The organism is Mucilaginibacter sp. Mucisp86 (assembly GCF_047324315.1).
In the GTDB taxonomy this organism is placed as follows: Bacteria; Bacteroidota; Bacteroidia; order Sphingobacteriales; family Sphingobacteriaceae; genus Mucilaginibacter.
This window is the reverse complement of the sequence record NZ_CP168503.1, coordinates 600,217-614,665: the sequence shown is the minus strand read 5'-3', so window position 1 is coordinate 614,665 and position 14,449 is coordinate 600,217. Positions and strand designations below refer to the sequence as shown.

Sequence of the window (14,449 nt, the reverse complement as noted above, 5' to 3'; positions counted from 1 at the left end):
TAAATGATGATCATCATGATTAAAAGATATTTACGGAGACAAAACACGGCGACCAAACTTGCCTTGTCTGGTTTGTCGTTATGGTTACTTGCAATTACACCTGTGAATGCGCAACAGATAGATATTTCCGGTGTGAATATAAAAGGCCATCCCCGCTTGCTTGCAGATGAAAATACCGGCAGGGATAAACTTAATACACTTATAAAAAAGGAAGATTGGGCAGCGCAAACTTTCGACAGGATCAGGACTGATGTGGATGCATATGTTTCCCGCTGTCAGGTAGATAGCTCCTGGATGGTATCGCGGTTACAAATGTACTGGAAGCAGCATTATACTGATGTGTTTATTAAAAACGGCATCTATGCCTACGCAACCGGTCGTGCGCCTGTGCCCACTGTCAGGTTTACCGGAACGCGGGATGTTGCTACCCAATATATGCGTCCAAAACTTGAAGATATCAAGCCTTACATGGATGAAGATGGAAAATTGTACCTGCAAAACGGAACGGTACCGGGCAAGCCATGGGAGTGGGTAGAGCAGTCAAAAACAGGGAGGATCGTCGAATCTATCAATATCGAGATCATTGAAAAGGCCCGGAACGCCGCAATGCTTTACTGGTTTACCGGCGATGAAAAATATGCCGCTTTTTCTTATTCCATCCTGGATCCATATATCACAGGCATGGGGTACCGGAACGAACCGGTTGACCTTAACCATGGCCATGATCAAACGCTGGTTGGTTTATCCGCTTTTGAAGTGATCCACGAAGATGTGCTGGAACCTTTAACCGCCGGCTACGATTTCCTTTTCCCATATATCAAAAAACATCACCCCGAAAAATTACAGACGTATGCCGTTACCTTTAAGAAATGGGCCGATCTCATCATCAAAAATGGTGTGCCTTTTAATAACTGGGATTTAATAGAAGCCAAGTTTGTAGCAGATATCGCCATCATTCTTGAAAATGACAGCTATTATGCCGATAAAAAAGGATGCCAATACTACCTTGACCAGATCCTGAATAAGACCTATACACGCCAGTGGAGTTTGACCACATTACTTAAAGGTTATGACCCGGTAACTGCCATCTGGGGTGAGTGCCCCGGCTATTCTCAGAATGTGATAGCTGATTTTACGGGTTTTGTGAACCTGTTTGACCGTACGCTGCATACCGACCTCCTTAAACAAATACCGATATTACCCAAAGCGGTGCTGGCTTATGCGCAATACCTTTACCCTAATGGTTATATTGTAGGATTTGGTGATACTCATTACGGCAGGCTCCGAACGGATGCCATATCCGATCTGGTCCGTAACGCCCGCGTAAACAACAAGCAGGCCCAGGAGGCTATTTACAGCCGGATGCTAAAAACGATCAACACTCTGGGACAGCAGGACGGCCCTGAAACAGCTATACGCCAAACAGGTTTCAATGCGCTTTTTGGTACCCCGCCTATTACCGTTCCTGATACAGTTAAGGTAGGATCACCAGGCGATTACATGACTGCAACATTCTGGTCGCCCAACGTAAGCTGGATGGTACAACGGAATGGGTTGGACATAAACACAGGGCTGATGATTTCTCAAGTCGGTTCCAGCGGTAACCATATGCATGCAAACGGCATTGCCATGGAGCTTTACGGCAGGGGAATAGTGCTTGCGCCGGAAGGTGGCATTGGCGGGAGTTATTTTCAGACCGACTATGCCGAATACTACTCACAGTTTCCGGCGCATAATACTGTGGTGGTTGATGGCATTTCATCGTACCCGGTTATGAAAAGTAATCATCCCTTAAAACTCAACGCCCTTTACCCACAATCTGCCCAAAAGGCTGGGTATTTTAAAGGCATTACCTTTTCAGATGTTTCATTTTTGGAACCTGAAACTAACGCAGATCAGAACAGGCTGATGAGTATTATTCGTACCGGTGATTCGACGGGGTATTATGTAGATATCTTCAGGTCGAGGCGTAAAGATGGTAAGGACAAGTCGCATGATTATATCTACCATAACCTCGGGCAGCAGGTAATTTTATCTGATAACGACAACAAACCGCTGGAAATCCGGCCAACAGAGAAACTTACGTTCGCTAATACGGAACTGGTGGGCTATGACTATTTCTACGATAAAAAATCAACCCATACTGACCATGATTTTAAAGCCCGTTTCAGTTTAAGCATCCCCGGCAGGGAAGCCATATTGATGAATATGTGGATGAAAGGCTATGCCGGCAGGGAAGTATTCAGTGTAAAAGCACCGCCATCAAAAGCATGGCGTAAAAATGAAATGATACCGGATAGTATTGCCAACATGCCATTACCTACGGTTGTTGTACGCCAAACTGGCGAGGCATGGAGCAAGCCATTTGCCGCCATCTACGAGCCATCAGGAGCTGCAAATAACGGAACATCTATTAAAAGCATTGGTTCGTTTGGTAATGAGCCCGGATTTACCGGTTTAATTGTCAATAATAAATCAGGGCGAAACGATTACATATTTGCACATGCCGAAGCCCGGCAGGTTGGTTTTGAAGATGTGCAGTTTAAGGGTTTATATGGAGTGATTAGCGTTAACGGTAATAAGCTGGTTCGTCTTTTTTTAGGTAGAGGCATAAGTATAGCTAAAAACGGTTATGGTTTAACATCTTCACAACCGGCATCAGCCGCATTGTGGTTAGAGCAAGGCAAATTGCATTTTACCGCCGATCACCCGGTGAAGCTTTATCTGCCTGCTAATCTATTGTCTGTGCAACATAGCATTATTCTGAGGAACATAACGATAAAAGGCGAATTGGTAAATCAAAACGGCAACAAACAGTGGTGTTTTAATATGCCTGTAAGTACTGATGCTGAAATTGTATTGAATTAAGATTATGAAAAAAAGGAATGACCGTTGTGCTGCTCTTTTGACTGCTTTCATGTTTTTGGCAAGGCCATTTGCTCATGCCGCGGTATGGCAATGGTCGGTGCCTGTTAAACAGGTAGGGGTTAATAAAGATCCTTCAAGGGCTTTTTTATGGATAGCGCCAAACTGTAAACAAGTGAAGACCGTCATATTCGCTCAAAACAATATGGAAGAGCAATCCATACTGGAAGACCCCGAATTCAGGACGAAAATGGGGGAATTGGGTGTTGCAGAGATCTGGGTTAGCCCGGCTTTCAATCTTAAATTTTTATTTAATGAAGGTGCCGGCGATCAGTTTAATACATTGATTAATGACCTGGCTGATATTTCGGGTTACAACGAACTAAAAACGGCGGCGGTGATCCCTATGGGGCATTCAGCAGCGGCAAGTGCACCTTATTATTTCGGCGCCTGGAACCCCTCGCGTACGCTGGCTTGTATCTCGGTAAGTGGGCAATGGCCCTACGTAAGAAATGTTTTTGCCCCGGATATTTGGAGTAAGGATCAGACCCTGGATTATATCCCTTGCCTGGAAACGATGGGTGAATACGAAGCTGCCAATACCTGGAGCGATGAAGGGTTGAAAGAGCGGCAGAAACATCCGCTGCTGCCGCTGAGTATGCTGTCAAGCCCGGCCCAGGGGCATTTCGCTGCTACCCGGGAAAAGATAGGTTACCTTGCCTTTTATATTAAAAAGGCCATGCAATACCGCTTACCCCAAAATGTACCAACGGGCATTGCGCCGAAATTGATCGACATCGATCCGACAAAAACGGGTTGGCTGGTTGATAAATGGCGCTATAATGAACCGCCGGCTGCCAATGCCGCGCCCATAGGTAGTTATAAAGATGATGTTTCGAAGGCATTTTGGTATTTTGATGAGGAAACGGCCAAGGTAACTATAGCATACCAGGCAAAACATCGCAATCAAAAACCACAGTTGATAGGATATGTGCAACATGGGCAAATGGTTGAACAGCACAATACGCATCAGCAGGTAAACCTGAAGTTTGAGCCTGCGGAAGATGGAATTACGTTTACACTTCATGCTGCTTTTTATGATACAGTGCCGGGGGGAAGCCCTCGCCTACCTGTTTGGTCTGATAGGCCAGTTGGTTCTTCTATAGGGCACGCCGTTGAAAGTACTCCTATTACTATCAATCGGATCACCGGCCCGGTCATCAAGTTAAATGATTCAACGTTCAGGCTAAATCCGCAAGCTGGTTATTGGGACAATCCGCATAGTTATGAATTATGGTTTGCTGCTACTCATCCAGGCAATGCTGAATATAAACCTGCGGTGCAGCAATCGCTGATGATTGTACCTCCTCGCAACGCAGTAGGAAAGGAGCAGCATATTACATTTTTGCCAATCTCTAACCAAAAGCAATATGCGAAAGGAATAAAATTGGATGCCCGATCAGATGCGCATGTACCGGTAGGTTTTTATGTATTGGAAGGGCCCGCAGAGTTATCGGGCGGTATGTTAAATATTACGGACATTCCGCCACGAAGCCGTTTCCCCGTAAAAGTTACGGTAGTGGCATGGCAATATGGTAATAGCCATGAGCCAAAACTGCAAACTGCTATGCCCATAGAACAATCCTTTTTTATCGAAAAATAGTTGAAGCAATTAAAATATTAATCATGATTATGCTTTTTATAACAAATTCAATATGTATCACTTAAACCCAAAGCTAATGAAATAAATTAAAATCACTTCAACCTCAATAATTGATTCGGGGAAGGATCAATTATGCTTCTGTGCGGTATAAAACCTCTTGTTATACCCTGAAAACTGATTGCCAATTATCAGTTAAAATCAATGCTTAATAAAAATGTTTGACAGGCTGAATCGGCGTGACAGGTGATCTATTGCCTTGAGCGAAGGAAAATGCCGCTGAATAATTGCTCAGGACTTAAATCTTACTAATTACATTTTACCAACTTAAAATTAAAAAATTATGAGAAAAGCTTTGTTTTATGCATGTATCGTTATGCTTGCCGCGTTTACCGGTTGCTCTAAAGAAAAAAAAGCTCTTATATCAACTAATACAGCTGATGAGTCTAAAAATAGTAACGTAAAAACATCGACGATTGATTTCATACATCCCGGAACGGTGCTCACTAAACCACAAATGCAATATGCTTATGCCCAGGCCATGGCTAATGTGGAGCCTTACAAAACAACCTTCGCTAACTTTCAAAGCAATTATGCCACATTTTTATCCAGCAGCTATGCACCGCACGCACACGCTCAGGTAGGCCGTAATTTATATAAAAGTGACTACGAAAATGATGCGATGGCTATGTTTGTAAACGGCGTTATGTGGAATATGACCGGACAAACCCAGTATGCAGACAAGGTTATTCAATTACTTGACGCATGGGCCTCAACCTGTACATCTATTCAATATCCCGATAACGACTGGCAATTATGTAATGGCTACGGATTGCATTTTATGATTTATGGAGCAGACATGGTTTACAATTATTCCGGTCTTACTTCAACTAAAAAGACCAACTATAAAAACCTGTTCAAGATATTTTATAACTATTATGCAGCTTACGCTGCTACCTATAGCAAAACAGCGCCCTTTGTAGTAGCCGGCTGGCCATCATGGGGATCAAGTGCAGGTAAATTTATTATGGCATACGGTATCTTCTGCGAAAGCCAGACGGCATATAACCTTTCACTTGAATACTTTAACAGAACCGCTGCTAATGGCGCCGATAATGGCACCAACGTAACGGCATTTTTGTCAACAGGGCAGCCTGTTGAGGGAGGGCGTGACCAATACTATACCCAATTGTGTTTGGCCAGTTTCCTGGAATGGGCCCAGATGGCCTATAATCAGGGTGACAAATCACTTTATGACGCCCGTAGCGGGGTGATTGGCAAGGCCATGGAATATACAGCCAAGTATAACCTTGGAAACAGCGTAACCTGGGATCCTGTAACCCCGGCCACGCCGATATGGCAGGTTACGCCTCCAATTGCTGCTATTTCATCATCTAACCGTGGTAATTACCGGCCTATCTGGTATATGGCCTATAACTATTATCACCGATACAGAGGGTTGAGCATGCCTTATACCGAGCAGGTAATGGCAAGCCATGTAAATGAAGGCGCTACAGCTACAATTACCGACGAAGTTGGGTGGGGTAGTTTGTTTTATTGTAATACTTCGCAAACTGTTGTTACTCCGTCATACACCTGGTAAATTTTTTATAAAAAGGAAGCTGTCTCCAAAAGACAGCCTCCTTTTTGCTATATAGTGTGTCCATCAGGACAAAACCCGAGCCATTTAACAGAAGATTAAAGTTGTATGATCAGGGATGCCGTTGGTCTTTTGCCTTTTTGTAAGTGGCCAGGGAACTATCCAAAGGTTGACCTTTTTTGTAAATGCAATCGCAGAAAACCTGGCAGGCTTTCGGGTTTTTACTGGAAGGGCATTGATTGCGACATTCGGCTTCCTCATTGCCCGGCGTGATCTCGTATAAGTAAAAAGTACCGCCAATAATGAAGGCGAGAATGGTAAAGACTCCGCCGAAAAAATATAGGCGGAATCGTCCGGTACTAGCCGTTCGTTCAAAAGAGGGAGCGGGAGACTGCTTAATTGGCAATAAGCTTTTTAGCCTGTCATAATCCCAGATCAATAGGTAGATACAGCCCAATAGCATCATGGTGATGAGTCGGGTACCGTCAAAACGTGTGGCATAGGTCAGTACGGTGATATTAATGATCAGTGGAAAATACATAATGGCACCGAGCAGTGCGGTACGCGGGATTAATAATAAGACAGCTATAACGATTTGCGTAATGCCAATGAAGGTATAATAATAGCCGGTCTGGAGTAAGGCATCAAAGTAATGCCCCAAAGGGTTGTTGTGCGGCAGACCTTCAGCGAAACGCTGACCCATGATTTTGACAAAGCCGGTTGGCAAGAAACTCGCGGCGAGGGTTACGCGGCAGAAAATAGCGAAGCGCCGGAACCATGGGTCGGCTTTGGCTTGGTCGTAGAGCATTCTCATATTAGTAAAATTTCTTTGAGATATTTTCAAACATAAAGCTAATTAATAACTTTTAAATTCAAAGTACTTTTAAAGTATTAACCAAAAACTTTTTTGTTTTAACTGGCGAACTATTGTCTTTATACGAAACGGATAATTGTATTAATTGAGTGCTTTTTGCAATTGAGAGTTCGTAATGGATTGGAAACATGGGGCTGTGTAATAAAAAAGACGACCAAATTTGATCGTCTTTTTTAAGTGATCCCGCTGGGACTCGAACCCAGGACCCCAACATTAAAAGTGTTATGCTCTACCGGCTGAGCTACGGAATCATTCTTTAAATTTTTCGCTTTATTAAGGCGAAGCCGTTTAAAGGCAGCTTTGTTTTTAAATAAAAAAGCCTCTTTTCAAAGGCTTTGTGATCCCGCTGGGACTCGAACCCAGGACCCCAACATTAAAAGTGTTATGCTCTACCGGCTGAGCTACGGAATCATACTTTTCAACTTCTTTGGTTCGGTTAACCGTTTCCGTTTAAAGTGGTGCAAATATAGGGTTCTTAATTATTCCCTGCAAGCTATTTTTTAAATTAATGTAAAGCTTTTTTTAAGATATTAAAAACCAGTAAACTATAAATTCAAGATAGCTATTTTACCGCCGTTCCCCGCCAATAATACGAGTTTTCCGTGCTTGGCTTTGCGGCAAACGTTGAAACTTGTACTGTCAATTTGCTTCCACGTCTTGCCTCCATCGGTAGTAAGATTGCTTCCAGGGGTACCGGTTGAAAGGAATATTCCAGATTTTATATGTTCAACACTGGATTGAAAACCTGCAGGGGCTGTCTGCGGCGGCGTAAAAGTGGGAGTGGGGTGAACTATATGGATAGTGGCTACGGAATCGTTTTTTTTGTCGTTAGCATAGTCGCCTCCAACAATAATTGCCTGGTTTTGTACTATTGATAAGGAAAAAGCCCCTTCGCTACTTCGCCCGTGCGTCAGTGGCAGGTTTAAATACTGCCATTGATCATTATTTGGCTGTAAGGAAATAAGCCTTGTACTTTTACCTCCCGAGGCGATATAGATTGAGCCTTTATTTGTTACCCTAAGGCAGGTGCCGCTTGCTGCAAAAGCAGCCTCACCGGCTAAAGCTTCTGGCGCATTTTGCAACTCGTTCCATGTTTCGCCACCATCTTTAGTTTCCAATAGTAAGAATTTACTATTAATAGGATCACCTAAAATATAACCGTGAGGTTTATCGGCGAAATCCATGGCATCTAAAAAATAAGTAGTATCTGTTTTTCGATATTTTTCCTGCCAGGTTTGTCCCCCGTCTGATGTTTTTAAGACAAAGGAGGGCGAGCCCGAACTCATGATCACCGCCTCTTTATCATTGAAAGCTTCAATATCCCGGAAGTCGGATTTTTCGTAGCCTTTTATTTGCTGCCAGTTCCAGGTTTTGCCGCCATCGGTTGTTTTAGCAATATATCCTTTACTGCCACTTATCCATGCTATTTTATCGTCAACTACCGATAAGCCACGGATACTTGTTGGCTTGTCTTGTTGTAAAATGGTAATGGTTTGTGCTTTTAAAACGTAAATAGGTAGTAAAAAATATAGTACTGTACTTAAAATAAAAATGTGGTTTGGCTTCATTTAATTTGATATGAATTATTTTATGAAACCTAAGTTAGAGGTTCACAGGACTTTAAGCAACATAATACTCATTTTTTAATTTATTGAGTTGCAATTTGCCGGAAACGATTATATTTGCACGCTTGTTAATAAAACGATAAGCCCGGATGGCGAAATTGGTAAACGTTGCGGTCTCAGAAGCCGTTGAGAATTGTCTCTTGAGAGTTCGAGTCTCTCTTCGGGCACGCCTTTTTTAAGATATGAGAATTGAGATGTGAGAATTGAGAAATTTTCGCATCTCATGTCTCCAATCTCATATCTCAATTCTTCTTAAAAGGCCCAGGTGGCGAAATTGGTAGACGCACCATCTTGAGGGGGTGGCATTCGTAAGGATGTACGAGTTCGAATCTCGTTCTGGGCACAACTCTTAAACAATTGCATTTAAGATTTCTTTTCCTCTTTTAATTCCTGAACCTCCTGTTGCAGCACATTGACTGTCCCTTCAAGGACTTTTAACCTGATTTCGTTGATCCTGCTTTGTGTTTCCTGTGAGGAGCGGATATCTTTAATATCACCTTTCAATTGGAAATAGCCTGTCATTACAGAAACAACAATACTTATGGTGCTGGCTATAGTAACTATCATATTCTTGATGGTGATGCCTCTGATCTCTCTGTGTTCGAATGTTGTCATGATGTAGAAATTAATGATTGATTATAAGAAGCATAATGTTGTTTGAAGGCAGTGCGCTGTTAGATGATCTTGTATTGACATTGGACCTATCGATCCAATGAGGCTACATCTTCTGATACCCTCAGTAACCTGATCTTCTTATATTATATTTGGAAAAAATTAGAGAATGAAAAAAGCAATAGTAACCTTATGCATCGGTGAAAAATATAAAAACTTATTTGATGAATATTGCCGAAGCAACTGGACTGCCTATTGCGATATGTTCAATTTTGATCTCATTGTTATAGATCAGAATTTAGATACATCGGAACGTGCATCGAAGCGATCTCCTTCATGGCAAAAGCTTCTGATTTTATCCCAACCCTGGTCTGATAAATATGATCAAATCGTTTGGGTTGATACTGACGTAATTATAAATACAAACAACGCATTCGATATTACGAGCAGCGTTCCCTTGGAAAAAGTAGGCGGTGTTGATCAATATGCTATTCCGACAAAAGAGATATTTGATATATCATTAAAGCGGTTATATGATGTATGGACAAGGGATAAGGTACCTTTTATTGATAACAGAACTCCTGCAAGTTATTATGCAAATCGCGGACTGCCAGTTAACCAACTGCAAAAAGTAATGCAAGCAGGTATATTTGTTTGCTCTCCGAGCCATCACCGCGAAAGATTTGAATATATTTATCATAATTACGAAGATACACATGGTGGAGAATGGAATTTCGAGAACCCGGCGATGTCTTATGAGCTTGTAAAAGATGACCTTGTGAAATGGATTGCGCCGCAATTTAACTTTTGTGTGATAAATATTATATCGGCGTTTTATCCTTACCTACTTAATATTAAGCCATCAGCTTTAAAGAGCTTCTATTACAAAATTGTTAGGAGATTAACCGAGAAGGAACCGCTACAAACAAGTGAAGCCGAACTACAGGCATTAAAAAATATTTATGAGCTTTCGGTATTTATGCATTTTGCAGGATGCCCTCATTTGATGCCTAAGATGAAATCTATATTGTAGTAATGTCTTTATATAAGCGATTTTAACCGGTATCATTGAAATAATTATACCGGTTAAAATCGCAAAATCCACTTGTAAAAAAAATAAAACGACTTGTAATATTTTTCAGCGCAGCTTAGCCATTTAAATGTTAACAAAAAAGTCAATTAACATATTTGTCGATTAGCCGCCGCCAGTTGAAGTAGCCAGTAGTTGAAAGATGTGTGCCGTCAATTGTTAAATCCGAGTCTATCTTATTCCCTTTTAGAAAATCAGGGTAAAGGTTTATAAAAGTTGCCTCTTTGGTTAAACAGATACTTTCAGCTTCTTTGTTATAGTTAACAATCTTATTATTCAAACTGTCGATGTTGGTGGGAAAAACAGACTGGACATAAATTTTTGTATTGGGTGACTTAGCTTTAATAATGTCAATCATTGTGATTAGGTTGGATTTTACTGTATCCGCACTTATATGATATTTAAAATCATTTACACCAAATTCTAAAAAAACCTTTTGAGGTCTGCGGTAAATTAGTCTTTTAATTACCTGTATGCCATTTTCAGATATACTTCCGGCAAATCCCATGTTTTTAACTTTAGGATTGTTGAACTCCTTTTTTACAGGAAATCCCTCGGTAATGCTTGTTCCTAAAAATATGATCTCACCGGTATCCGGCTTTGATTTTAAATATTCACTCCAGCGATCTAATTTAACGTGATGAAAAAGCGACCAATGACTATAATAAAATCGCTTTCCAATAAAAAATAAAATGAATAAGACGTTGAGTGATAAAGAAGCAATTAACAACCCTTTTTTGAACTTATTATCAACCATCAAAAATATATTATGTTGCAGCTAAGATATAACTTATTACGTCAAAGTTACTTCTTTGAATGTTCCGGTACCAAGATAAGCGACACGAACAAATTGCCTTACTGGAGAGCTGGTACTCGTCAATGTTTGTTGAAAAACTCCATTATTCTTGAATGTAACCAAAGAGCCATTAACTGGCCATCCATCAGTTGCATTAACATAATCCAGTGTCATACCCTCAGGCCATACTGAATAGGCTTGAGAAAAGGGTATTGAGCCAAAACCACCACCTGCTCCAATAAACGCCACCTGAGTTGGTAATGGTTGTAAAATGTAAAACGGTTGCCAACCGGATGCAGACCAGCCTACTCTGATATATAATTTATTGTCCGTGGCACTAAAAGAGGATAATTCCTGCCTGTACATATCATTGCTAAGATGATGTGTAATTAAAAAACCATTTATAGGCCATCCATTTGCAATCTCCACATACTCATAAGACATTCCCTTAGCATAGGCTGATGGCAGAGCGGTAAATAAACGTCCTGATTGGCTTAAATCTACTATATCATTACGTCTATAATAAAGAGGGAACAGAACTTCGTATGTTTTACAGGCGATAAGTACCTTAAGCGATTTTCCGGGATGAATTAACTCGTTAGGTCTGGTTACATCGTAAGGGTTGAAATAGTCTTGCCCGTTTCTCGCATCCTGCCACAAAGCATATAAATCCATGTAGCAGCAGCAATACTTTCGTGCAAGTAAACGTAAGCCTTTGTTGTATTCTTCATTGAAAATTTCTCCCTGATGGTTTTGATTATCATCTGTAGTAGTATTCATAGAACAAAGAATGATAGCAAGCTTATCCTTTGTAAAACTTGAATTGCTACGGATTGTACTTAATCCTGTATCCATCCTATCAAGTAGTTGTTGGGGAGTTGAGCCGTTGGTGTCATTGATACCCCACCTTAAAACGTATACATGCGGGTTTAGAGCTAAGTCATTCGCCAAATAAGTCGAAAGCCACTGGATTGTGCTTTGCCCTCCATAGCCATGATTGACAAATGTAAGATTTGGTATATAGTCCCGAGCAGCTAAGCTAATAAACACCTGATCAATTGCGGTATCACTACCCTCATCACCACCCCCAGTTGTGCTATCACCTGAAAATATGATCTTTAATGCCGTTGGCGAAGATGTCGTCTGATTAGCATACAATTTTTTATGGAATGAGCTCAAATATTCAGTTCCAAATATGTGTTGATAATCATCTGCATAGCTGTTTAGTTGCTGTTTAACTGCATTGCCGTTTGGACTATTCCTTAGAATCCTTACGTTACCCTGGATTTTTGTGCCATATTTATTTATAGGTATAGATGTAACAAAAAAATCACCACTATCTTCTATCACCTTTTCAGCCGCCAGCGCTGCGTTCACTGCCGCCGTATCATCTGTCACGCCATCACCCACAGCGCCGTAATCAACTCTGAAAGATTTAATTTGCCCGGAAGGCTCAGATGAGCCACCTCCACTACCGGAAGGTGCGTTAATCCAATGCAGGTCACCATCGGCACTGCTATTTTTTGCTAATATTTGCCCGCTTGTTCCTCCACCGGGAATTTTAAATAAACCCGTAATTTGTGCCTGAAGTTTACCTAATGCTTGTAAAATACTATCTGTAGCTGATATTGCCGAGGCATTTCCGAAGCCTATGCCGGTAAGTACTGCGTTTAACACCCGCGATAACGTAAAATATTTATTTGTTGTACCCTCAGGTACTGCATCGGTTGTGCCGGGTGATGCTACAATTTGTATGTACGCTGATCCGCTCCATCGGTATTCGTTGTTTGTATCCGTGGTTATATAGATTTTCCCGGTCTCTCCGCTTGTTGGCAATGAGGCATAATTGGTAACTTCTATTACATCATCAACATAGCTCGGGAGCTGTGCTGATGCAATTTTCCCGCTGCTATCTAAACCGGCGTAACCGTCCGGAGCGTTTTTATTGGCTGTTTCTTCAAATTGTACGCCCGAAACTATCAGGGAAATTCCCGTTCCCCACACTCCGGCGCTTTTGGGACCAAAAAAGTAATAGGATGATGTATTGATGTAAAAATCTCCATCGGTACCAAGGCTATTTGCCGGATTTGTTGTGCCATTTAATATGGTTTTACCATTAGTTCCATTGGTGCCATTTGTTCCGCTTGGGCCTTGTGGTCCCTGCGGACCTGTTTGCATGGAGAATACCTGGTTCCATGCGCCGCCGCTTTTCTTGTAAAATATGCCGCTTACGGTATTGATAAAAGTATCACCATTGTTGCCGGTTCCTGTACCCGGATTGGTAGTACCATACAGTACCGTGGTATCAGTACTACTGCCTGTAGCTATGGTATAAACAATTGTCCAAACGCCTGCTATTTTTTGCGCAAAGGCACCTGCAGAAGTATTAATAAATACGTCGCCATTTTTACCGGCTGTGTTTTGCGGGAGCACCGGGCCGAAAGTTAGGTTAGCTCCGGCATTAAGCCCCGAGTTGATGAATTGAAGCAGTGTGGCAAAATCAAATTGGTAGTCGGCATTATTGCTGATCAGGATTGATCTGTCGGACGCACTTATAGTTTCGGCTATTGGAAGCTCGCTTATTTTTTTATCGTTTGCCATTAGTTTAAAAAATCGGTTATTGGTAAATTATAATCATTTATAGTGACCGGATAGTTGAAATCAGTTTTGTCGATACCACGGATTCGCGGACCGGATTGCCTGCTGCTTTTATTCTTTTCGTTATAGTGCCAAAGCGGAAAGCCTTCCTGGTTATCTCTTAAAAACTTTTCGACATCATTGACATAAGCATTGGCTATGCTGCGTTGTTGCTGCACGAGTTTTACTATTTCGGGTGATGAAAGCGCGTTGCCATTATCGTGGCGTTTGATAACCGGGCCAGTTGCTGTATAATGAACCGAGTCGTTTTCAATAAAACGGGCAAAGGTGAAATAAACCAGTGAAGGGGCCAGACCCTCATACAATACTATACGGCCGTAATCATCGAGATACTCGCTGCCGTTTAAAAGATCTTTATAAGCCTGCGGCGCGTTTTCTTTTATGGTGCCGTCATCATTGCAATAGGTTATCAGCTGGTTGTATAAAGCATACCCTAAAAACGGTTTTAGGTCGAGTTCCTGAGCTTTTTTAATGAACACCTTGAGGCGTTCGGGCTTAATATTTACGTTGATATCCTCGTATTGTTGAAATATGGTTTGATTGATTAAATAGATCATAGCATGGCCTCCTGACCCCCAATGGGGGAGTTGAAAATGTTTTATCATAATGATGTTTATTGAGATTCCCGCTGGAATAATAGTTTTAAGTAGGAAGTCTTAAGTCAGATTT

At 41.5% G+C, this 14,449-nt stretch carries 10 protein-coding genes and 4 tRNA genes; 6 read left to right on the top strand and 8 right to left on the bottom strand.

What is annotated here, in order from left to right; translation table 11 throughout:
* Positions 1–15 precede the first annotated feature (15 nt).
* From ACEN9X_RS02670 to ACEN9X_RS02660, 3 genes are all read left to right on the top strand, one after another.
* The gene (locus ACEN9X_RS02670) at positions 16–2,868 is read left to right on the top strand and encodes a heparinase II/III family protein (protein WP_413668933.1); all 2,853 of its coding nucleotides are present in this window, start codon (positions 16–18) and stop codon (positions 2,866–2,868) included.
* 4 nt (positions 2,869–2,872) lie between these two features.
* On the top strand, positions 2,873–4,528 hold the full coding sequence (locus tag ACEN9X_RS02665; RefSeq protein ID WP_413668932.1) for a hypothetical protein: 1,656 nt from the start codon (positions 2,873–2,875) through the stop codon (positions 4,526–4,528).
* A gap of 340 nt (positions 4,529–4,868) precedes the next feature.
* Complete coding sequence (locus tag ACEN9X_RS02660; RefSeq protein WP_413668931.1) at positions 4,869–6,128, top strand: alginate lyase family protein; 1,260 nt, start codon at positions 4,869–4,871, stop codon at positions 6,126–6,128.
* Between the two features lie 109 nt (positions 6,129–6,237).
* On the opposite strand, the gene ACEN9X_RS02655 is transcribed toward ACEN9X_RS02660, so the two are convergent.
* From ACEN9X_RS02655 to ACEN9X_RS02640, 4 genes are all read right to left on the bottom strand, one after another.
* Complete coding sequence (locus ACEN9X_RS02655; RefSeq protein WP_413668930.1) at positions 6,238–6,939, bottom strand: hypothetical protein; 702 nt, start codon at positions 6,937–6,939, stop codon at positions 6,238–6,240.
* 238 nt (positions 6,940–7,177) lie between these two features.
* Positions 7,178–7,250: transfer RNA gene (locus tag ACEN9X_RS02650), tRNA-Lys, on the bottom strand.
* Between the two features lie 87 nt (positions 7,251–7,337).
* A tRNA-Lys gene (locus ACEN9X_RS02645) sits at positions 7,338–7,410 on the bottom strand.
* Between the two features lie 134 nt (positions 7,411–7,544).
* Complete coding sequence (locus ACEN9X_RS02640; protein ID WP_413668929.1) at positions 7,545–8,567, bottom strand: WD40/YVTN/BNR-like repeat-containing protein; 1,023 nt, start codon at positions 8,565–8,567, stop codon at positions 7,545–7,547.
* Between the two features lie 140 nt (positions 8,568–8,707).
* Between ACEN9X_RS02640 and ACEN9X_RS02635 the strand changes: the two genes are divergently transcribed.
* A tRNA-Leu gene (locus ACEN9X_RS02635) sits at positions 8,708–8,791 on the top strand.
* Positions 8,792–8,883: 92 nt separating this feature from the next.
* A tRNA-Leu gene (locus ACEN9X_RS02630) sits at positions 8,884–8,967 on the top strand.
* 20 nt (positions 8,968–8,987) lie between these two features.
* Here the strand turns inward: ACEN9X_RS02630 and ACEN9X_RS02625 are convergent.
* Complete coding sequence (locus ACEN9X_RS02625; RefSeq protein WP_413668928.1) at positions 8,988–9,239, bottom strand: hypothetical protein; 252 nt, start codon at positions 9,237–9,239, stop codon at positions 8,988–8,990.
* A gap of 166 nt (positions 9,240–9,405) precedes the next feature.
* Between ACEN9X_RS02625 and ACEN9X_RS02620 the strand changes: the two genes are divergently transcribed.
* A complete protein-coding gene (locus ACEN9X_RS02620) occupies positions 9,406–10,269 on the top strand; it encodes a hypothetical protein (RefSeq protein WP_413668927.1) in 864 nt (287 codons plus the stop codon).
* A gap of 142 nt (positions 10,270–10,411) precedes the next feature.
* Here ACEN9X_RS02620 and ACEN9X_RS02615 read toward each other — a convergent pair whose 3' ends face one another.
* From ACEN9X_RS02615 to ACEN9X_RS02605, 3 genes are read right to left on the bottom strand one after another with little or no spacing between them, the layout of a single operon-like run.
* Complete coding sequence (locus ACEN9X_RS02615; protein WP_413668926.1) at positions 10,412–11,083, bottom strand: GDSL-type esterase/lipase family protein; 672 nt, start codon at positions 11,081–11,083, stop codon at positions 10,412–10,414.
* A 36-nt stretch (positions 11,084–11,119) separates the two neighbouring features.
* A complete protein-coding gene (locus ACEN9X_RS02610) occupies positions 11,120–13,723 on the bottom strand; it encodes an SGNH/GDSL hydrolase family protein (RefSeq protein ID WP_413668925.1) in 2,604 nt (867 codons plus the stop codon).
* Positions 13,723–14,385, bottom strand: coding sequence for a hypothetical protein (locus ACEN9X_RS02605; protein ID WP_413668924.1), 663 nt, complete (start codon positions 14,383–14,385; stop codon positions 13,723–13,725). Before ACEN9X_RS02605 ends, ACEN9X_RS02610 begins: the two co-directional genes overlap by 1 nt.
* Between the last annotated feature and the right edge of the window lie 64 nt (positions 14,386–14,449).

Bases quoted from the DNA above. Each gene is read 5' to 3' on its own strand.
- ACEN9X_RS02670 (WP_413668933.1), top strand. From the start codon at position 16: ATGATTAAAAGATATTTACGGAGACAAAACACGGCGACCAAACTTGCC.
- ACEN9X_RS02665 (WP_413668932.1), top strand. From the start codon at position 2,873: ATGAAAAAAAGGAATGACCGTTGTGCTGCTCTTTTGACTGCTTTCATG.
- ACEN9X_RS02660 (WP_413668931.1), top strand. From the start codon at position 4,869: ATGAGAAAAGCTTTGTTTTATGCATGTATCGTTATGCTTGCCGCGTTT.
- ACEN9X_RS02655 (WP_413668930.1), bottom strand. From the start codon at position 6,939: ATGAGAATGCTCTACGACCAAGCCAAAGCCGACCCATGGTTCCGGCGC.
- ACEN9X_RS02640 (WP_413668929.1), bottom strand. From the start codon at position 8,567: ATGAAGCCAAACCACATTTTTATTTTAAGTACAGTACTATATTTTTTA.
- ACEN9X_RS02625 (WP_413668928.1), bottom strand. From the start codon at position 9,239: ATGACAACATTCGAACACAGAGAGATCAGAGGCATCACCATCAAGAAT.
- ACEN9X_RS02620 (WP_413668927.1), top strand. From the start codon at position 9,406: ATGAAAAAAGCAATAGTAACCTTATGCATCGGTGAAAAATATAAAAAC.
- ACEN9X_RS02615 (WP_413668926.1), bottom strand. From the start codon at position 11,083: ATGGTTGATAATAAGTTCAAAAAAGGGTTGTTAATTGCTTCTTTATCA.
- ACEN9X_RS02610 (WP_413668925.1), bottom strand. From the start codon at position 13,723: ATGGCAAACGATAAAAAAATAAGCGAGCTTCCAATAGCCGAAACTATA.
- ACEN9X_RS02605 (WP_413668924.1), bottom strand. From the start codon at position 14,385: ATGATAAAACATTTTCAACTCCCCCATTGGGGGTCAGGAGGCCATGCT.